General features: G+C 38.3%; 23 protein-coding genes. 8 read left to right on the top strand and 15 right to left on the bottom strand.

Annotation, left to right across the window (positions count from 1 at the left end; genetic code table 11):
* Nucleotides 1-6 precede the first annotated feature (6 nt).
* On the top strand, nt 7-1,281 hold the full coding sequence (locus tag MHI57_RS13360; protein ID WP_095371629.1) for an efflux RND transporter periplasmic adaptor subunit: 1,275 nt from the start codon (nt 7-9) through the stop codon (nt 1,279-1,281).
* Between the two features lie 343 nt (nt 1,282-1,624).
* Here the strand turns inward: MHI57_RS13360 and MHI57_RS13355 are convergent, their stop codons facing one another.
* Nucleotides 1,625-2,452 carry a DUF817 domain-containing protein gene (locus tag MHI57_RS13355; RefSeq protein ID WP_322909826.1) on the bottom strand — a complete coding sequence of 276 codons (828 nt, stop codon included), beginning with the start codon at nt 2,450-2,452 and terminating at the stop codon, nt 1,625-1,627.
* A 769-nt stretch (nt 2,453-3,221) separates the two neighbouring features.
* Here MHI57_RS13355 and MHI57_RS13350 point away from each other — a divergent pair.
* The gene (locus MHI57_RS13350) at nt 3,222-3,614 is read left to right on the top strand and encodes a hypothetical protein (RefSeq protein WP_340976790.1); all 393 of its coding nucleotides are present in this window, start codon (nt 3,222-3,224) and stop codon (nt 3,612-3,614) included.
* A gap of 66 nt (nt 3,615-3,680) precedes the next feature.
* Here MHI57_RS13350 and MHI57_RS13345 read toward each other — a convergent pair whose 3' ends face one another.
* The 5 genes from MHI57_RS13345 to MHI57_RS13325 are packed head-to-tail and all read right to left on the bottom strand — an operon-like array spanning nt 3,681 to nt 8,369.
* Nucleotides 3,681-4,724: an amidohydrolase family protein gene (locus tag MHI57_RS13345; protein WP_340976788.1), complete on the bottom strand. Its 1,044-nt coding sequence runs from the start codon at nt 4,722-4,724 to the stop codon at nt 3,681-3,683.
* 36 nt (nt 4,725-4,760) lie between these two features.
* A complete protein-coding gene (locus MHI57_RS13340; protein WP_340976786.1) occupies nt 4,761-5,771 on the bottom strand; it encodes a VOC family protein in 1,011 nt (336 codons plus the stop codon).
* A gap of 28 nt (nt 5,772-5,799) precedes the next feature.
* Nucleotides 5,800-6,288, bottom strand: a complete 489-nt coding sequence (locus MHI57_RS13335; RefSeq protein ID WP_340976784.1) for an aromatic-ring-hydroxylating dioxygenase subunit beta — start codon at nt 6,286-6,288, stop codon at nt 5,800-5,802.
* Nucleotides 6,288-7,565, bottom strand: coding sequence for an aromatic ring-hydroxylating oxygenase subunit alpha (locus tag MHI57_RS13330; protein WP_328198299.1), 1,278 nt, complete (start codon nt 7,563-7,565; stop codon nt 6,288-6,290). Before MHI57_RS13330 ends, MHI57_RS13335 begins: the two co-directional genes overlap by 1 nt.
* A gap of 24 nt (nt 7,566-7,589) precedes the next feature.
* Nucleotides 7,590-8,369 carry an SDR family NAD(P)-dependent oxidoreductase gene (locus MHI57_RS13325; RefSeq protein ID WP_340976779.1) on the bottom strand — a complete coding sequence of 260 codons (780 nt, stop codon included), beginning with the start codon at nt 8,367-8,369 and terminating at the stop codon, nt 7,590-7,592.
* A 253-nt stretch (nt 8,370-8,622) separates the two neighbouring features.
* On the opposite strand from MHI57_RS13325, the gene MHI57_RS13320 reads away from it, so the two are divergent.
* Complete coding sequence (locus MHI57_RS13320; RefSeq protein WP_340976778.1) at nt 8,623-9,504, top strand: LysR family transcriptional regulator; 882 nt, start codon at nt 8,623-8,625, stop codon at nt 9,502-9,504.
* Between the two features lie 158 nt (nt 9,505-9,662).
* Here the strand turns inward: MHI57_RS13320 and MHI57_RS13315 are convergent, their stop codons facing one another.
* Genes MHI57_RS13315 through MHI57_RS13300 form a run of 4 tightly spaced genes read right to left on the bottom strand, consistent with a single transcriptional unit; the run spans nt 9,663 to nt 12,938 of the window.
* Nucleotides 9,663-9,854, bottom strand: a complete 192-nt coding sequence (locus MHI57_RS13315; RefSeq protein WP_328198296.1) for a 4-oxalocrotonate tautomerase — start codon at nt 9,852-9,854, stop codon at nt 9,663-9,665.
* 17 nt (nt 9,855-9,871) lie between these two features.
* On the bottom strand, nt 9,872-10,660 hold the full coding sequence (locus MHI57_RS13310; protein WP_340976775.1) for a 2-keto-4-pentenoate hydratase: 789 nt from the start codon (nt 10,658-10,660) through the stop codon (nt 9,872-9,874).
* 17 nt (nt 10,661-10,677) lie between these two features.
* A complete protein-coding gene (locus MHI57_RS13305) occupies nt 10,678-11,472 on the bottom strand; it encodes a 2-keto-4-pentenoate hydratase (RefSeq protein WP_340976773.1) in 795 nt (264 codons plus the stop codon).
* An 11-nt stretch (nt 11,473-11,483) separates the two neighbouring features.
* Nucleotides 11,484-12,938 carry an aldehyde dehydrogenase gene (locus MHI57_RS13300; protein ID WP_340976771.1) on the bottom strand — a complete coding sequence of 485 codons (1,455 nt, stop codon included), beginning with the start codon at nt 12,936-12,938 and terminating at the stop codon, nt 11,484-11,486.
* A gap of 177 nt (nt 12,939-13,115) precedes the next feature.
* Here MHI57_RS13300 and MHI57_RS13295 point away from each other — a divergent pair, with 177 nt between their 5' ends.
* The 3 genes from MHI57_RS13295 to MHI57_RS13285 all read left to right on the top strand — a co-directional run bounded on the left by MHI57_RS13295 (nt 13,116) and on the right by MHI57_RS13285 (nt 15,436).
* A complete protein-coding gene (locus MHI57_RS13295; RefSeq protein WP_340976770.1) occupies nt 13,116-13,910 on the top strand; it encodes an IclR family transcriptional regulator in 795 nt (264 codons plus the stop codon).
* 214 nt (nt 13,911-14,124) lie between these two features.
* A complete protein-coding gene (locus MHI57_RS13290) occupies nt 14,125-14,442 on the top strand; it encodes a DUF3784 domain-containing protein (RefSeq protein WP_328198291.1) in 318 nt (105 codons plus the stop codon).
* A 58-nt stretch (nt 14,443-14,500) separates the two neighbouring features.
* On the top strand, nt 14,501-15,436 hold the full coding sequence (locus MHI57_RS13285; RefSeq protein WP_095371634.1) for a hypothetical protein: 936 nt from the start codon (nt 14,501-14,503) through the stop codon (nt 15,434-15,436).
* A 2-nt stretch (nt 15,437-15,438) separates the two neighbouring features.
* Here the strand turns inward: MHI57_RS13285 and MHI57_RS13280 are convergent, their stop codons facing one another.
* Complete coding sequence (locus MHI57_RS13280; RefSeq protein WP_095371635.1) at nt 15,439-15,639, bottom strand: hypothetical protein; 201 nt, start codon at nt 15,637-15,639, stop codon at nt 15,439-15,441.
* Between the two features lie 93 nt (nt 15,640-15,732).
* Between MHI57_RS13280 and MHI57_RS13275 the strand changes: the two genes are divergently transcribed.
* Nucleotides 15,733-16,083, top strand: coding sequence for a potassium channel family protein (locus MHI57_RS13275; RefSeq protein ID WP_095371636.1), 351 nt, complete (start codon nt 15,733-15,735; stop codon nt 16,081-16,083).
* Between the two features lie 11 nt (nt 16,084-16,094).
* Here MHI57_RS13275 and MHI57_RS13270 read toward each other — a convergent pair whose 3' ends face one another.
* Complete coding sequence (locus MHI57_RS13270) at nt 16,095-16,460, bottom strand: hypothetical protein (RefSeq protein ID WP_340976767.1); 366 nt, start codon at nt 16,458-16,460, stop codon at nt 16,095-16,097.
* A gap of 15 nt (nt 16,461-16,475) precedes the next feature.
* Nucleotides 16,476-16,889 (bottom strand): VOC family protein, encoded by a 414-nt coding sequence (locus tag MHI57_RS13265; protein WP_095371638.1) that lies wholly within the window; start codon nt 16,887-16,889, stop codon nt 16,476-16,478.
* A gap of 562 nt (nt 16,890-17,451) precedes the next feature.
* On the opposite strand from MHI57_RS13265, the gene MHI57_RS13260 reads away from it, so the two are divergent.
* Nucleotides 17,452-17,682, top strand: coding sequence for a hypothetical protein (locus MHI57_RS13260; RefSeq protein ID WP_340976766.1), 231 nt, complete (start codon nt 17,452-17,454; stop codon nt 17,680-17,682).
* 193 nt (nt 17,683-17,875) lie between these two features.
* On the opposite strand, the gene MHI57_RS13255 is transcribed toward MHI57_RS13260, so the two are convergent.
* On the bottom strand, nt 17,876-19,201 hold the full coding sequence (locus tag MHI57_RS13255) for a CitMHS family transporter (RefSeq protein ID WP_340976765.1): 1,326 nt from the start codon (nt 19,199-19,201) through the stop codon (nt 17,876-17,878).
* Between the two features lie 155 nt (nt 19,202-19,356).
* Nucleotides 19,357-20,055, bottom strand: a complete 699-nt coding sequence (locus MHI57_RS13250) for a response regulator (RefSeq protein WP_322909824.1) — start codon at nt 20,053-20,055, stop codon at nt 19,357-19,359.
* Between the last annotated feature and the right edge of the window lies 1 nt (nt 20,056).

Raw genomic sequence — 20,056 nt, 5'->3', positions numbered from 1 at the left:
TCTCTCATGAAGCTGAAATGGAAGCTTTTGATAGCAGCAGTGATTACGTTATTCATTGCTTTGAATATCACACTTATATTTACAAGTGAAAAAGAGATTAACCGCGTAAACTATATTTCAAAATGGACCGTTGCCAACGAACAGGATTTAATAGAAACGCTACCTGTTGCTGGTATGTTTATGCCAAAGGAAGAGCAGTTTTTCTACCACGATCAAGATAAAGGGAGTTTTCAGGGCTTTCTTGTGGAAAAAGGTCAGGCAGTAGAACCAGGAACAGCCGTACTTGAATATTCCCCACAAAATATTAATGAAACAAAGAGTGCTTTTCAAATGGAAATCGATCGTCTCAATCAGGAAGTGGCGAGTTTAGATCAGCATATTTCTCAGATGGAACAGTTACTTGCCACATCAAACACAATGCCAGCTTCGTCAACAGGTACGAGTCAGCAATTGCAGACCCCAAATGATGATTCAATTATTGTACAAGTAGAGCCCTTTGATAGCACAGCGTATATACAACAATCGATCGCTCGCGATATAGAGAATAAAGAATTGGATAAAAGTAAGTTGGAAAGTGAAGTCGAGAAATACGAAGAAATGCTAACCGCAGCTGATTCAAGCATGATAGAACTCACTGCAGAAAGCATGATTTCAGGAACGGTAAAGGAACTAAAGCATACGCTTGAAAATCCGATTCTCACAATCATCTCTAACGAGCAAAAAATCGAAGGGGAATTAACAGAGGATGAAGTGCAACAAATCTTACCGGGCATGAAGGTCCTGATTACTTATGAAAATAGTAATAAACAATTAGAAGGGACTATTGATACCGTTTCCGTATATCCAGAAGAAACACCAGAGATTGGCAAGGAGAATAGCTACTTGTATACGGTACAATTAACCGAGCCAGAAGATGGAACAAGCGTTTTTGGCCAGCATGTCAACGTAAAAATCGTTACCAATGAAGTACAGGGAGCAACGACTGTTCCCGTAAAAACGATTAAACACACAGATAAAAAACAAGTGAGTTATATCCTTGGTGCTGGAGGTTATGTCGAACGAAGACAGTTGGATACAGGGATGAAACTCGACCATACAGTAGAGGTACAAAAGGGAGTAGAAGCAGGAGAACTAATTGTACTCGACCGTCCACTACTAATCAAATCTAACCACCCGTTCATTACACCACTCTCGCCAACCAAAAACACAAAGGCCAGCTACGGGGCTATGTCAGGTATGGAGATCTTTAAAACAATCTCTAAAGGATTTTTATCTAGATAAATTGGAGGCACGAGCAAATTTTTTTGTTCGTGCTTTTTCGTGGTACCAGCGGGTTCTAAAAAGGGAGGTTGGCAAAATAAAATAAGTCAAGAGGTAAAGAAAGATAAAGCCAAGCGGGTAGACTGATCAAGTGGAATGGGAATGAGCACATAATATGAGTCGAAATTAGCAGGAAGTATGAGTGAATAGGTAATACTCACACGAGCGGGTACAAAATGAGTAAGAAGTATGGCAAATTAGGAATGCCCACACAAGAGGGTACCAAATGAGCAGGAAGTGTGGGCAAACAGGGAATGCCCACACAAGTGGAAACAAAATGATTAAGAAGTGTGAGCAAATATGTTTAGTTTTCTCCTAATCTGTTAGAGTGAAGTGATTCATAATCATCCACTTTTAATCGGAGGGTAGGTTGCTTTTCCTTCACTCTTTTCAAAGTCGCGACAATCAGAAAACTCACGATAACAAGTAAGAGCCATGAACTTACTTTTCCTAAATGAACTAAACTCCATGCTTCTGTTTGGTTTGGATATTGCCACGCCCCAAAGTAGGTGGCAATATTTTCAGCAATCCAAATAAAGAAGCCGATGAGTACAAACGAGAGGGCCAGTGGCATATGGTAAAACTTGTGACCAACTTTATACGCTACCGCAGTCCTGAAGAATACAACTATTACAGCCGCGCCCAACCACCAACGTATATCAATCCAGAAATGATGAGTGAAAAAGTTTAAATAGATAGCTGTAGCGAGTGGCACTGACAATATAAAAGGTGGCCATTTGATCAATTTAACATCTAGTCTTCGCCAAGCCTGACATAAATAACTCGCCACACTTGCATACATAAAGCCACTATACAAGGGAACCCCGAAAACCTTCGAGTAAGCTTCCTCTGGATAAGCCCATGACCCCATATGTACTTTGAAGATCTCCAATGCCAACCCAATGATATGAAAAAGAGTGATGACTTTCAACTCATCTTTTGTTTCAAGTCCAGAGCGAATCATTAACCACTGAGTCACTATACAAATGAGCAGGAGCCAATCGTATCTTGGTAATAGAGGGAGGGGGATGATCTGCGTAATCGCCAATGATGCAAAAATAACAACTGGAAAAATACAAGATAACGCCTGTGACCAACCAAATCGTACGAGCTGTTGTATGGAAAAAAACATGAATGGATACCTCCGAATTTTATTAATGTTACTTTAACAGGTTATTTATTGTTTTTCAATAAAAAAATAATGAAATAAGAAAAATAATTATTCTTTTGCTGCGTACTTAACTAGGTTCAACAGCGTATCTGATAATGGAAGATTCTACTGAATCACATCAAGAAAGACAAAATTTATTGAGCATGAATCCGACTTGCGCGTAAAACCAAAATACGCGCAAAAGCGAAAGGAAGTCTGAGAAGAATTGCGCGCAAAACCAAAATACGCGCAAAAGCGAAAGGAAGTCAAGCAGAATTGCGCGCAAAGCCAAAATACACGCAGAAGCCGAAGGAAGCCCGAGCGCAATTGCGCGTAAATCCAAAATGTACGCAAAAGCGAAAGGAAGTCCGAGCACAATTGCGTGGAAAGCCAAAATAAGCGCAATACATCAATAGATACATTCGTTCTTTTGCATGAAAGCAGTAAATCACATTACAAAAGGAAAGTTATCTGCCAAAACACCTAGCCTAAAGCAAGTACAGATTCACTGAGGTGAAGCGACCGACATGATAAAACTACTCACAATATCTTCATCCATTTAATTCAATCCATTCCCGCAAAAATAGGGGTTCTGTGCTCACAGAGATTTCATTAAAACGGTGTATCAAGTACACGGAACGATCAAATGTACCTTGCTCTGCATAATCAGTTATTGTAAAGTAAACTTAACATTTAATATGGATAAACAAATGCATGATTATCTAGATTGTTTTGAAAGGAAGTGGGGAAGATGGTAGGTAAAGCGAAAGAAAATCGTTATCTGTACTTAAGTTTAGGTGTGTTACTAACTATTTTAGGAATTTATTTTTCTTATGAAGATTTTGCTCGAGGGGAGTTTGTTGATTCTGTCATGATCTTGGCATTGGGTGTGAGTCAACTTTTCTTTGCATATTTATCTCCGCATATTTTTCCTAGGGATGAACGAGCAAAAGCAATTATTGGTAAGGCAATGACTGCGAATTATTTTATTTTGTTTGTTGTTATTTTGATATTATTCTTAATTACTGGACAAGGGTCTTTAGGAATGTGGCAATTGAGCGCGAACCAAGTATTAATTATCCTTTTCAGTATAATGATTATCGCGATTCCTGGGACAATGGTTGTTTTTACGAGATTGATATGAACAACAAAGCACCCCACAGAGCTGTAGAAATACTTTGTTCTGTGGGGTGTTACCATGTAAACAAATTTATCTTTCTATCACTGATTCCTTAGTCGCTTTGTAGTCATTGATGTTTAAACCTAAAAATTTCATCGCATTCAATCCATGCATTTTTCTTCTATCTTCATCTTTGAGATTTACCACTTGATCAATCGTTTTCCCTGAGGGTGTTTCACGTAATAAAAAGGGATAATCAGAGCCTGCGATGATTTGATCAGCTCCAAGTCGCTCAATCATCAATGCTAAATTGTCTTTGTCATAAACTAGGGCGTCGTAATAAAGCTTCTGAATATAGGCACTCGGTGGTTTTGTTGTTTGCCTTATATGTGGCCATACTTGATATCCTTGGTCTAATCTCGGGATGAGATAAGGAAGTGAGCCACCCCCATGGGCAAAGCAGATTTTTAAATTCGGATAGCGGTCAAGCAGCCCACTCATAATAATACTGCCAGCAGCAAGTGCGGTTTCAGAAGGCATGCCAACCATATACATAAATTGCTGCTTTTGGAGGCGTTCTTTCCCTAAAGTATCCCAAGGATGAACAAATAAAGGTACACCTAGCTCATGGGCAGCGGCAAAAAAAGGCTCTAAGGTAGGGTCATCTAAATTCCTGCCATTCACATTACTGCCAATTTCAATGCCCTTAAGATTCAATTCCTGATGGAGTCGTTTCATTTCGTTAATAGCAAGGACTGTATCTTGAAGGGGGACAGTACCTAGCCCGACGAATTTTCTAGGGTGTTGATTGACAAGGGAAGCGATAAAATTGTTTTGGAACTGTGCAAGCTCAAGACCTTTTTCAGGGTCGGACCAATAACTGAAGGTGACAGGAATGGGAGAAAGTACTTGCAGATCAATGCCCTCTCGCTCCATATCTTCAATCCGCTTTTTGGGGTCCCATGCTTGGTCGGTAATTTCTCTAAAGTTCTTCCCGTTGACTAATATGTTTGCTCCACAACTGCAAGTTTTGCTCACAATCGGCCAGCGTTCATCCTCATATTTTTCCGCTAAGTTTAGGAAGTCTTCAGAAATAACATGTGTATGAAAGTCAACCTTGAATAGATTTTCCATTAGTTTGTGGCTCCTCTACTAATTGGTAACATTTTCTTATTTCCCAAGTTTTGTACCATAAGTAAAATACGTTTCAGGTGGTTTACTTCCCCACATTTCAAGTCCTAACTCACCGACCTCAGAGGTCCATTGAATCGGTTCCCAGTCAGGAGAGAAGATGAGCATTCCGCCAGTCCAGATTTCTACTCGGTGACCGGATGGTTCAAATACGTAGATGAATTGTGCACCACTCGTCCCGTGTTTCCCAGGACCCCATTCAATTTTTAAACCGTTTTCTGCCATAATGTTTGCTGCACGAATGAGTTCATCGGGAGAGTCTAAATAATAGGCAAGATGATGAAATTTAGCTCCATCTTGGTTGGCATTCCTCATAAAAGCAACTTCATGAGCGATGTTCGTACGGCTTAACCATGATCCGAGGCGGACATCAGCTGCATTTTCAATATAATAACGGTGGTGAATACCTAAAAGCTCCGTCCACCATTCTTGTTCTTTCTTAACATCGTCTACCATGATATTCACATGATCGAATCTGCGTGGAGATACACCGTATGAACGATATTTACTTGGGTGACTAGGTAATTGCGATTGAATTTTTGGATCTTCTGTAACAAATAATTCTTTTTCCCAGTACAACTCAATCGGTACACCTGCTGGAGAATGAAAATGAAGGGCATCACCTAATGCTTTTTTTGCTCCTCCCTCAACCCATTGAAATGCGATACTCATTTCTTTTAATACTTTTTCAAAAAGGTAAAGCGATTCTTTGGCACTTACACGCCAGCCGACTCTGTTCACTTCTGATGTCTTTCCTTCATGTAGGATGAGAGTATGGTGATCATAATCTTGCCATGCCCTTAAATAGGCTCGTTCTTCAGTTTGTTCCGTTACAACTAACCCCATAATCTCAGTGAAGAACCATAGAGATTCTTCAAAGCGGTTTACAGTGATTTCAACATGGCCCAGATGAGCAACGGTTTTAAGATAAGCCTCTAACCTTTCTTGTGCTACGTCCTTATTAATTATTTCTTCGATTGTTTTTGCCATTTTACTTCCTCCTTGTATGAAAAAAATTTTATAAAATAAGGCTGATTTTTCCTTGAGGTCTTAGACTGTCTAATTGGAGAACGACTTTTTTATGCTCGATCATAAAACCTTTTTTGCTTTCTTTTAAGACAAAACTTGCTGTGCCAAGAAAAATATCAAGAACTTCCCTTTTTGTACGGTAAGTTGTGAAGTTACAATCTGCATGAATTGTGTTGTTGTTGGCAATCTTTACGATAATATTGTGGTAGTTTCTTAAAGTAGTAGAATGTGGGTATTCAACATGTGCTTCTTTTTTTAGGAGTCTTTTCGCACGTTCTTCTAGTCTGGCGCGATCATCGTGTATATAGAATAAGGACGTTAATGGGTTTGCCTCCGGTTCCCCGATAGGAGGGATGATATAGGTACCGTTTTCTGCAAAGAGATTAGCCCATTCGACTAGCTTCCATTGATCAAGCAATTTCGCCTCATGATATAAAAAGTCAATCACTTCATGCTTCAAATCACTTTGCATAATCATTAAAAGGTAGCCTCCTTTTCCCTTAAGGCTGAAGAAATGATTTTGTTATATTGTCGCCAAAAACTTCTCATCTGCAATTCATCTGTTGCTAATGCATTGTCTTCGCCACGAACCATCCCTTTGGAAATATCGTTCCATTCTACTTCAAAGTTGTTTGTATACGCTTCCTGGCAAAGTTCTAATGCTTCATTATCGTCTGGTGTGGCAAAACCACCCGGGCCAAGAAATTCTAGGAAATTATTATTCCTCGCAAGGCGATGCGTATCTTTTTCTCCTACTGGGGCCAAAGAATAACCAGAGACTTCAAGATAACCAGGTGAGATAGGGTAAAAGGTTCTTGCGGTAATTGCCATAATGTCGTTAATCACAAGATTAGGAAAGATAATAATATTTCGGTTGTAGCTAGCGATTCGTTCTGCTCGTTCTTCACCGAACCGTTCAACTAATCGCTCTTTCATCTTCTCCATATCTCCCTTTAATTCTTTGCTCCAAATAGCCGTCCATTGTGCAACCGGTCTTCCCCAAGGAGCAACATATTCCATGACGGCGTGCCCATTGCCTAAATCTTTTCCTTTTCCCTCAAGTTTGACCTTTCGAATCTCAGGATCTTGTGCATGCTTAATATCGAAATAAGTCTTATGTGTAGGCATTCCATGATAAAGATCCACACTGTTTTCGGCTAATAACTTCCAGTTTGCTCTCACACTATATTGCTGGACACCACCCATTACTTCTAGACCGAACTCTGATTGATCGACGGCTAAATCGATATACTCCTTTGCACCAGCTAAATACTCATCTAATGACACCGCATTTAAATCAAAATTCACAAAGATAAAACCGCGATAGCTTTCAATACGTTGAACAGCTTTCATATCTTTCGACCCGCAATCATTGAAATCTTCAGGAAAACCATCTTTTCCAGGCATGCCATTCAACTTGCCATCATTTTTAAAGCTCCAAGCATGATAAAAACAGCGAAATACACGAGAATTTCCTTCATTCTCTCGGCAAACAAGGGCCCCTCGGTGTGGACAAGTGTTATATAAAGCCCGGATTTCCCCATCATGGCTATGGACCAATAGTAAATTCCGGCCACCAACTTTTTTTCTTTTATAATCACCCGGTTTCGCAACTTCTGTTTCATGTCCAATGAACAACCAACATTTATTAAAAATTTCTGCGCGTTCATGTGCGAGAATCTCTTTATCTGTGAAAACACTGCGATGTACTAGAAACTCATTTTTTTCTATATCATCTCTAACAATCTCTTTCATAGCCGTGACCTCCTTCTCGTTTATTTAGAGCATATTACTACCACCATTAACACTGATGACTTGACCAGTAACAAAGGAGGCACCTTTTGTGCCGAGATACCACACGGCATCAGCTACTTCCTCCTTGTAGGCAGCTCTTCCTTTAGGGATAATCTCAATATACTTATCTACCAATGCTGAATCCCTTTTACGGATACGATCTAATCCCTCACATTCAACTGCAGGAGGAGCAATGGTATTGACGGTAATATCATATAGGGCAAATTCTCTGGCAAGTCCAGTGGTTAAGGCATGAACGCCACCTTTTGCTGCATTGTAGGCGGCATGATCCCATAATCCATTTCTTACGGAATCGGCCCCAATATTAATAATTCTCCCGTACTTTTCATGCACCATATGAGGTAAAACTTTATAGCAACACCAGAGAGTGGTCCATAAGTTTCTATCGATTGTTGCTGTTAATGTTGTTGGCGTTTGCTCTAAAAATGGGAGAATGACACCACCCCCAGCATTATTGACAAGAATATCAATTTTTCCCCAGGTATCTATTGTGTAATGCACAAGTTCATCTACATTTGCCTCTTTACTTAAATCTCCTGTGAACGATCGTACCTCACTATTTGTTAACGCTTTCAATTCTTTTGCAGTTTGATCAGCATTATCATCTTCTGTCCCGCATATAAGAACTTTTGCTCCAGAAGATAAGAGTTTGTAAGCAATTTCTCTTCCTATCCCTCTAGCAGACCCTGTAACGATTGCTACATTGTCATGTAAGGTTTCGCTCAATCGTTTATCATCTGCCACCTGTATTCATCCCCCCATCCATTTTTACTATATCTTTAGTATAAATAGCGTTTTTCTGAGACTCCAATTGATTTTTTCTTACTTTTCTATGTATTTAAAAAATTAATTTTATATAATGCTAGTTTGTTGCATATAAAGGAACAAACGATTATTTATTTGTAAAAAATTAATATATAATTAATAAAATGGAAATGAAGACCCTTACATTTTTAAATCATCACAAAAATGAAATGGAAAAAAGGAGACGTTCGTGTTGAATGAGTATCAACTTTTAACCTTTCTTACAATTGCTGAACTGCAAAGTTTCTCTAAAGCGGCAAACTATTTAAATGTAACTCAGCCCACTGTTACTTCAAGGATGAAAGTGCTAGAGGAGATAGTAGACTGCGAGCTTTTTCAACGTATCGGGCATGAGGTGGTACTGACAAGTGAAGGGGAATTATTTAAAGCTTATGCACAAAAAATACTTCTTTATATGACTCAAGCAAAAGAGATAAGCAATATGACGAAAGCACCTGTTATAAGAGTTGGTTTTTCTCCAGGATATTGCTACTCCTTTATTGTAGAGCTTTTGAAAACAATTAAATCGATGGGGAATATTGATATTCAGGTAATTGAAGGTTATGATTCCGTTGATTTAAATGAACGCTTGTTAGCGGGTGGGGTCGATCTTATTTTTTCACGTGATTTAATTACTGAAAATGCAGATATAGAGTCTGAGTTTCTGTTTCATAATGAGCTAGTGCTGTTACTACCGAGCAATCATCCATTGAATCAATATGAATCATTACAGCTTCAACATCTAAACCAAGAAACGGTTATTAGTTTCCGCCGAAACTCGCAATTGTGGAAAATAATCGATGAGAAGTTATTATCAGTTAAAGGGCTCACACGCATCGATGTGGATAATAACGAGATGCTTTTAAAGGCAGTTGCTAACAATATTGGCATTGGGATTATTCCTAAATTAGGTTTCAACCATGTTGACAGTGTAGATATTACTATTCGCAAAGTTGATGCATTCTTGTCTATTCCAAATTCAGTTTATGCCCAATATCGAAAAAATCCACATATTACCAAAATAGCAAAAAAAATCACCTATGCGGTTATTGCTCATAAATATGCACAGTTGTGAATTTTTTTCAAAAAATAGAATGAAAGAACTTCATGGAGATTTTTTAAAGGGAACTAGCCTTATAGATGGAGGGGAAAAGCTACTGAAATCCTATTTTCTATAGAATTTCAGTAGCTACCTGGCTTAAAACCATGATGAAAGAGCAGTGCAAGATATAGTTATCCTCTTAACTTCTGCACACTTTCACCACCAATGGACCAATGTGTTTTCGGTGTTTCTTGAATGATGACGCGGATATTTTCCCTTGGGGCAGAGATGGATTGACTGATAGTATTGGTGACATCGGTCATTAACTGTTCGATATCACTCACTTCTCGTCCTTCTAAAAGCTGAATGGTTACAATCGGCATAATGCTCCTCCTTCTTATTAAGGTGTGACAGAAAAAGAGAGATGACCAAGTTGACCATAATCAACGTGAACAAAGTCACCGGCATTTATTCTAATCGCTTCGGTCATCCCACCTGTTAAGATCGGTTGGTTTGCTTTGACAGCTTTCCCTTTTTTATATAACATTTGCGCCAGTCTGGCTACCGATTCAGCTGGATGACCAAGGACGGCTGCACCCGTTCCAAATGCTTTTGTTTCACCGTTAATTTTAATAGAAACGCCAAGCACATTGAGAGAAAGGCTTGTTGGATCACTCATTTTATAACCGAATAGCGCGCCGGCTGCTGAAGTGTTATCTGCAATGACATCTGGTAGCGTGAAGTTGAAGTTTTCATAACGGCTATCAATCACCTCAATGGCAGGGAAAACATATTTCGTTTTCCTTAATACTTCTTCAATGGAGATATCCTTCCCATACAAATCTTCCTTTAAGATAAAACCGATTTCAGGTTCAATTTTCGGATGAATATAATCAGAAAGAGAAATTTGTTCCTCTTCTTCAATGACCATACTATCGAATACAAAGCCATATATAGGGTTATCGACGTTCATTTGCTTCATTTTTGCTTTACTCGTGATACCCATTTTTGGACCAATAATTTTTAAGCCTTCATTTTCTTTATTAGTGACCAATTGTTCTTGGATGAGGTAAGCTTCTTCGATAGAGAGTGTGGGATAGAGGTCAGATGTGATTTTTGTGATTACGCGTTTTTCTTTCTCCGCTTGATGAACATAATTAGCTAGTTTTTTCACTTGTACACTTTCCATTATTATGCACCTACTTTCTAATTTTCAAAATGAATGCTTACTTCCCCGAGCTCGGAAAATTTTGCTATATACGAATCACCAAGTTGTACGGCGATAGCACCCGAAAGTGCACCAGATAAAATGATTTCACCAGCCTTTAGTGATCGGTTATACTGCGCCAGTTTATTTGCAAGCCAAGCAACACATTTGGCTGGATGGTTTAAGACGGCGATGCCGACACCTGTATTGGCTATTTCATTATTTTGGTACAAAGTAACCCCAACTTGCCGGAGATCGATACCAGCCAAATTGGTGGGCTGATTGCCTAATACATAAAGTCCTGATGAAGCATTATCGGCAATCGTATCAGCGAGTGTGATCTGCCAATCTTTTATGCGGCTATCAATAATTTCTAAAGCAGGGAGAATGTATTCTGTTGCTTGAATCACATCAAATGTTGTTACACCAGGGCCTTTTAAGTCATGTGCTAATTTAAAGGCAATTTCTGCTTCTACTTTCGGTTGCAGAACTTGCCCCTTCTTAATAGTGGCCCCATTTTGTACAGACATTGTATGAAAAAGATGACCATAATCAGGTTCGTCAACGCCTAACTGTGTTTGCATAGCCTTAGAGGTTAAACCAATTTTTTTACCTGAAATGACCTTGCCTTGTTTGAGTTCGTTTTCGACATGTAATAATTGCACTTGATAAGCATCATCAATCGAGAGGCTTGGTGACATCTCAGACAAGGGTGCCACAGCTTTTTTCTGGATATAGGCATTTTGCAGGTGATGAAACCCTTTTTTAATATCAAAGACTGTATCGATTGGCATATTAGTTCCTCCTACATTTTTAATGTGATATTGGTGAGTTCAGAGTAAAAGTCAAAACTATGCGCGCCACCTTCACGACCAATGCCACTATGCTTCATACCACCAAACGGCGTACGCAAATCTCTTAAAAACCAAGTATTTACCCAGACAATTCCGGCCTCAATTTGCGCGCTTACTCTTGTTGCTCGTTTAATGTTTGTAGTCCACAGACTGGCGCTTAAACCATAATGAGTATCATTCACTTGTGCTAAAACTTCTTCTTCGGAATCAAAGGGGATGACAGTTACAACAGGTCCAAAAATTTCTTCACGAACACAACGTGAGTCTTTACCTAAACCAGTAATAATGGTTGGGTTTACAAAATAACCTTTATTGAGTCCCTCGGTTGAAGAACCGCCTGTTTCGAATTGTCCACCTTCTTGTTTAGCAATTGCAAGATAGCTTAATACTTTTTCATAATGTTCCTTACTTACTAATGCGCCTACAAATGTGTTGTCATCAAAGGGATCACCCACGCTAAGTGTTTTTGTTTTTTCAACGAAACGACCGATAAACTCTTCATAAATCGGTCTTTCTACGTAAATTCTTGAACCGCATAAACAAACCTCGCCTTGATTAATGAAGCTTGAGCGAATCGTTGTTTCTATTACATCATCTAAGTCTGCGTCAGCAAAAATAATATTTGGATTTTTACCTCCGAGTTCGAATGATAATTTTTTCAGTGTTGGGGCAGCTGCCTGCATGATTGTGCTTCCAGTAATTGTCTCTCCTGTAAAGGCAATCGCATCAACTTCGGGATGAGAGGTGAGTGCAGCACCAGTTTCCCCCATTCCGTGTACAAGGTTAACGACACCATCAGGTACACCTGCTTGTTGACAGATCTCAACTAAAATGGTCGCTGTCATCGGTGTAATTTCAGACGGTTTCATCACGACCGTATTGCCAGCAGCTAAAGCAGGGGCTAGTTTCCATGTCATTAAAAATAGTGGCAAATTCCAAGGGTTGATAAGGCCGATTACTCCAACAGGGCGACGTATAGCGTAATGAATGGCGACATCATCTTGCTGGTACGCTTCAGTTCCTATGGACGTCATATAATCTGCGAAGAAATGAAAATTATTGGCTGCGCGATCAATATCAACTTTTTTAGATAACCATAGGGGCTTCCCTGTATCGAGTGTTTCAAGTGTGGCTAGTTCATCTTTTCGTTCTAGAATAATGTCACCGATTTTGCGAATCGTTTGAGATCGTTCCTTTAGTGACATCTTCGCCCATTCCCCTTTTAGTGCTTTGCGAGCAGACAGTACTGCTTGATTAATCTCCTCTTGACTACCAAGAGCTACTGACCCAAGGATTTCTTCTGTAGCAGGGTTTACATTAGCAAATGTCTCTCGACTTGCAGATTGTATATATTCCCCATTGATAAAATGTGCACAATCAATTGAAGCTTTTGTTAAAGTAGACATTGAATATTCCCTCCATTTCCTCAATTTGTGTTCATTATAAAAAATGGAAGAACAACAGCAAACCTTTTAGTTCTTCTATGTGGAACAAATAGATTGATTTTTTCATTTTTTTAGAAAAAAATATTATTATAGAGATAAATATTGTTCTTTTATATTAAACAATGGAGGGGTACAGAATTGAAAACAAAGGAGAAAACACTGCTTTCTTCTGTTCGAAATGCTTTAAGGATCTTAAAAAGTTTTTCTACTTATGAACCTGTTAGAACAGTGAGTGAGTTGGCAAAAGAATTAGATCTTGCGAAAAGTACAGTTAGTCGATTAGTGTCAACGCTCGTTAATGAAGGTTTTTTAATTAAAGATGATGACTCGAGAGGCTATCGCTTAGGTTTATCCGTGTTAACGTTAGGTGGAATAGTAACAAACAATTTAGAAATTTATAAGGAAGCGGCACCTGTATTAAGTAAATTGGTCAATATAACAGGTGAAACTGCACATTTAGCGATTTTGGATGGATTAGATACAATTTACATTCATAAAGAGGAGTGTCATCATCCAGTAAGAATTCTTACACATATCGGTCGTAAAAACCCATCCTATTGTACGAGTACAGGGAAGGTTCTACTTGCATTTAATGAAGAGTTTCTGTTGCAAGAAATCATTAGTAAGGGTTTGCTTAACTATACAGTTAATACCATTACAGATCCTTATCTATTGGAAAATGAACTAGAGCAAGTGAGGAAACAGAACTATGCTGTCAGTACAGAAGAATTAACTGAAGGAACAAAATCAATTGCGGCCCCCATCCGGGATCATACAGGAAAAGTTGTTTGTGCAATCAATATTGTGGGTCCGATTCAAAGAATGAACGACTATCATATTCCTGAAATGGCGAAACGAGTGATTGAAGCTGGTAATGAAGCATCCAAACGACTTGGATATGATGAACGCTATTTTAAAAGGTTCCGATTTTAATGGTAATTCTTTAAGTTTGCAGGCTAAGACTGTTAAATCGAGATCCAGTCGGTAGATAAGCTAAGGTAGTCTGAGTTGATAGCGCCAAATCGAGTCAGAGCAGAAGAAGCTGGCCTCGAACACTTCCGTAATTTAGATACGCAATTTTTTGATAACGTCCATAAAATGATTGGTAATCTCATTTTTATAGTAGCAACAAAAAGGGGAGTCAAACATGACAAGTGCAATTATTAACTTCATCATCCTTATCCCATTCCTTATATTCGCTATTGTTCTATCAAAAGGAAAAGGTGCATGGTTAATTGCGGGTTTTAATACAATGTCGGATAGTGAGAAAGCTAAATACAATCGGGTCGCTTTGTGTAAATTCATGAGCAAGGTAATCTATGGTATATGTTTAAGCCTCCTATTATGGGCATTAAGTGATCTATTGAAATTAACTTGGCTCTATATACTAGGTATGGTTCTATTTGTAGCCCTTCTTCTTTTTACCATCATTTATGCAAACACAGGAGATCGTTTTAAGAAATGAAACTTTATTCCATTTAAAACGTAAAGATATCATTAGAACCTTTCCAAGGGGGATGGCAATGTTTCAGAATATTAATGAGCGTTTGGCTAAAACGAAGGATAATCAAAGAAAAAAACAAAAATACGAAATGCATATAGAACGTCTGACGGACCATATTCGAGAAGAGGGCCTGAAGAAGGAACAATTACAAATTCAGTTAGAAAAAGAAAAAGAAGATGTGAAAAAGCTAGAAGGATTTAGTTTAACAAACATTTTCTATACGATTACAGGCCAAAAACTTGAGAAGTTAGATAAAGAACAACAAGAGGTGTTAGCGGCCAAATTGAAATATACAGAAGCGATTGAAGCGATTGATGATATGAATGCAGAGCTTATTGAATATAAAGGGAAGTGGCAAGAAGTTGCCGATGCAGATGTGCAATATAAGTCATTATTAAAAGAAAAAGAGCGAATGATTCACTCTCATGATGAGATGGGAAGTAAGCGATTATTTGATTTGGCAAATGAAGAAGCGGAAGTGCACGCGAATTTAAAGGAATTTGAAGAAGCGATTGAAGTTGGTAGCAGGACAGTAAGAGCATTTGATCAAGCTTTAGATTCACTCTCTTCGTCAAAAAGTTGGTCCACTTTTGATATGTTCGGTGGCGGAGCCCTTTCTACTGCGATGAAGCATAGCCATTTAGATCAGGCGAAATCAGCGATCCATATTGCACAACGGTTGTTAAGACAGTTCCAAGAAGAGCTTTTGGATATAGACAACCATTTTTCCTCTCAACATGAGATCGGTAATCTGTTAACCTTTGCTGATTATTTCTTCGATGGTATCATTGTTGATTGGGTAGTTCATGGAAAGATTAATGATAGTTACGACGAGACAGAGAAAACAAAAAGAAAAGTGCAGGCAGTGCTTCATCAAATTAGGGGTGAAAAAGATGTCATGCAGAATAAACTACAGGAAATAGAGAAAAAGCGTATGCAAATATTTGAAAGGTAACGTTATAGGTCTCTTCTATTGTGTTTTTGCACATACATTGCACTTGTTTGATTCGCATATTGGCCAATAATACTAGCGATGCATATGAATAACCCTCCAACAAAAAAACCGACAAGATAATATCCGATAAAGAAGAGTACAAAAGAGGAAACAAGTGAGGCGATCAAAATTAAGATGATAGCAATTTTGAATTTTTCTTTCATCTGTATTTCACTCCTTATGACTAATAGGTAAAGAGTATAAAAATGAATGTTGATACAAACTAATAAGGAAATCAATAGAAAGGACAAGAGTGGATGATTTCCTTAGTTATCACAATAGGCCGACTGCTGTCGGCAGTGTATAGAGCAATGAAGGAACCTGTATTTAAATCGTTATTAACAACTCTGCTATTTATTCTTTTTTCTGGTACGATGTTTTATCACAATCAAGAGGGGTGGAATTGGATTGATTCTTTTTATTATGCATTTGTCAGTCTTATTCCTTCCAGTGTAAATACAGGTCTAGTGCCAGATACAACAATAAGTAAATGGTTTACGATACTTTATTTAGTCGTAGGTGTAGGAGTAATGCTGATGCTATTAGTAACAATTGGGCAAGCTGTCATCAAATTCGAAAAGAAGGAAGATCAAAAACGTCACAAATAAGCATGGCGTTTCTAGTTAGCTGTTATAATCTTCTCCTGTTTCATCTCTTTCCACTCTTTATATATATTGATGGAGGGAATGATGCTTGAAAACCAGAAGAGATAACCATCAAAAGAAAAGCCGATTTGAGATTTCCCCCCTAGAAAAGTGAATAGACTCATTAAAAAGATCATATAAAGAAAGGAAATGATTTGATCTTTCAAACTGTAGGCATGTTTGTCCAGATACCCCTTCCCAATTAGGGTGCCAATTAACAAAAGAAGTAAGATGCCTTGTGGTATTGTCTCTGCTACGATACTTTTAGGAAAATAATCAGCAAAAAAAAGAACGGTGAATAATATGAGAGTCAGACTATTTAATACAGTTATCCATTTCATTTCATCATCCCTCAATTAAGACCAAGCTGGATTCCATACAACTTCCCAAAGATGTCCATCCGGATCTTGAAAATATCCAGCATATCCGCCCCAAAAAGTCTCATGCGCATCCTTTGTAATCGTCGCACCTGCTTCTTTTGCACGCTGCATGATTGTATTTACTTCTTCCTTACTACTCACATTGTGACCAAGTGAACACTCCGTGGCACTAGCTGGCCCCTGCTGAATATGAGCATCATGAGCCAAATCCTCCCGTTTCCATAATGCCATTTTCAAACCTGGTTGTAAGTCAAAGAAAGCGACAGCACCATGTTCATATTCTGTACCAGCAATTCCGTCTGTCGGAAATCCAAGACCATGATGATAAAAATAAACAGCCTTCTCTAAATCATCGACTCCTAGTGTAATCACAGTGATCTGAGGTTTCATGCACATCACGTCCTCTACTAGATTAATAGTAAGATTTTTCTTAATTGTACTAAAAATGGATAAAGGAAACAATAAAAGATAGATGATAAATGGAATTGAAAAAAAGAATTATTAGATGTGAAAGTGATTTTTACTATCATTTCACCCTCGGACTCTTTCAAATAGAAAATAATATAATGTCGTCTAAACACCGTTTTTTTCTAAGATAAGTAGCGCAAAAGCGAGAATCACGACTAAAAAAAGAAGAGAGGAAAAGATAAGTAGCGTAAAAGTAAGAATCGCGACTAAAAAAAGAAGAGAGGAGAAGATAAGTAGCGCAAAAGCGAGAACCGCGACTAAAAAAAGAAGAGAGGAGAAGATAAGTAGCGCAAAAGCGAGAATCACGACTAAAAAAAGGAGAAAGGAAAAGATAAGTAGCGTAAAAGCGAGAACCGCGACTAATAAAAGGAGAAAGGAAAAGATAAGTAGCGCAAAAGCAGAAATCCAGACTAAAAAAAGAAGAAAGGAAAAGATAAGTAGCGCAAAAGCGAGAACCGCGACTAAAAAAAGAAGAGAGGAGAAGATGAGTAGCGCAAAAGCGAGAATCACGACTAAAAAAAGAAGAAAGGAAAAGATAAGTAGCGCAAAAGCGAGAACCGCGACTAATAAAAGAAGAGAGGAGAAGATAAGTAGCGCAGTAGCGAGAATCACGACTAAAAAAAGGAGTAAGGAAAAGATAAGTAGCGTAAAAGCGAGAACCGCGACTAATAAAAGAAAAGAGGTTTATGGAGAATTGACCACAGCGAATATATGAGATTCAACTAGCTCAGATTCGTTATAAATGCGATAAATTTGTCCAGTTTCATCATGATATGTCCGCATTGCCAAAACTGTTGACGATAAAATGGTTGGATGCATTGAAAACAGATCAAAGGTTAGTCATTTAATTAGAAAATCGCTACTAACAAACAAGCAGAACTTGCAGATTAGTAGCGAACGAATCATATTTATATCACACCAATGACTACAGCAGTCAGAACGAGCACAATACTTAGTCCCCAAAGCCAGAAGAGCGAATAGCGTAAATGTTTGCCCATCTCAAGGCCAGCAAGACCTAGGGCAAGCCAAACAGCTGGAGCAAGTGGACTGACAAAGGTACCAACAATATTACCAATAATCATAGCATAAGCCGTTGATAAAGAGGCGACTCCGTATGTGGCTGCAATTTGATCAACTACTGGTAATAAAGCAAAGTAATATGCATCAGTACTCAAGACTAGATCAAAAGGAACACCAAATATTCCAACGATAATATGGACAAATGGGCCAATAAAGGCAGGTAGAATACTAGCTGCATCCTCAGCAATAGCTGTTAACATACCGGTTCCATTGAGGACACCTAAAAATAGACCTGCTGCGATGATAATGGATGCCATTGTCATTGCTCCTGGTGCATGAGCTTTAACTCTCGCCATTTGCTCATCGACTGTTCTAAAGTTAATAGGTAAGATGATACTAACACCAATTAAAAAGGCCAGTCCTGCAGGGATAATACCTGATACGAGAACCCCTAAGACGAGCAGGGCTAAGATTGCATTGACCCAAATTAGCTTGGGTCTAGCGAGGTGATTTGCCGCTGCCTTTTCTGCTTCTTGATCATGGAAGTCTTCAGCAACTTCAATCGCAGCAGCTGCTTCTAAGGAACCATACATTTTTGTAATACGTTTCTGCTCCCTTATACCCATATAAACAGCCAATGAGAGTATTAATAATAACCCAATTAATTGGATAGGAATAAGCGGCTTCCAAAGCTCCGTTACATCCATTTCTAATACCGACGCTGTTCTTCCTAATGGGCCGGCCCAAGGAATCATATTGACAATCCCTGCACTTCCCGCAATTAACAGAAGTAATAGGTAAGGATTCATTTTTAATCGTTTGTACAGAGGTAATAGTGCAGGAATGGTTAATAAAAATGTTGATGCACCTGAGCCATCTAAGTGAGCAACTGTTGCGACCAATACAGTACCGACCGTTACAGCGATAATATTTCCATTTGAAAAGGAAACAAGCTTATTAATTAACGGATCAAATAGGCCAACATCTTGTAATATACCAAAGAAAATAATAGCAAACATAAACATGACTGCGACGTTAATAACAGAACTTATACCGCTTTCAAAAAATCCCCCAACCTCAGCAAAACTATATCCTGCAAGCATAGCGCCGATAATTGGTGGAATCACCATCGCAACAATCGGACTGACTTTTCCACTAATCAGTAAAGCGACAATAATTATAATTGTAATAATACCTATTAAACTCAAACTCAATTTTTTCCTTCCCCTCTTCGTTCATTCATTGATGAATGCGTTTTCAAATATCATAAAAATAAGATTAGTATGAAAATAACACGAGGAGAAAAAAGAAAGAATATTTTGTTCATAATCTGAATATTATTCTTTCTTATCTATTTTGTTCATAAGTTTCATGAACAGATCACGTATTTTCTTTGTGGTCGACCGACACTACCGTAAATGAGTCGCGTCTCTACCCGATTCATAGATACGAGATATTCTAAATATCTACGAGAGGTTGAGCGACTTATACCAGTTTGCTCACTTAATTCAACTGCTGTTAAACCTTCTTCTACTAACCCTTCAAACAAGTGTAGGATCTTTTCTAGCGTAATCGCATCAATGCCCTTTGGGAGTAATTGCTCTTCTTCCACATGGGTAGGATGAATATGAAATACGTTTGTTAGTTCATCCACTTGTTCTTGATCTAATTGCTCATCTGACCATAGTTGTCTAAAACGTTCATAGCGATTTAAACTTTGGAGGAGTCGATCCATACTAACGGGTTTCACTACATAATCAAATACCCCTGCTCTTAATGCGATTCTAACAGAGTGGGCTTGTTTTTCAGCACTAATAATAATGATATCAATGGATGGATAAAGCGAACGTATTTTCCAAAGTAATGACATACCCTCCACATCAGGAATATATATATCTAGAAAAATAACATCAATTTCATGAGCATTCTTTTCTAAATAAAGTAGTGCATCCGCAGCGCTTCGAGCAACCTCTTTAACGGAGAATTGATGATTTTGCTCAATATAACTTTTGTTAATATCTGCTACTCGGAAATCATCTTCAATGATGAATACGTGGTATTTTTCCATC

It is taken from the genome of Cytobacillus sp. FSL K6-0129 (assembly GCF_038007625.1).
Taxonomy (GTDB): domain Bacteria; phylum Bacillota; class Bacilli; order Bacillales; family Cytobacillaceae; genus Cytobacillus; species Cytobacillus kochii.
The sequence above is the reverse complement of the archived record's forward strand: the minus strand, read 5'-3'. Positions and strand labels throughout refer to the sequence as shown.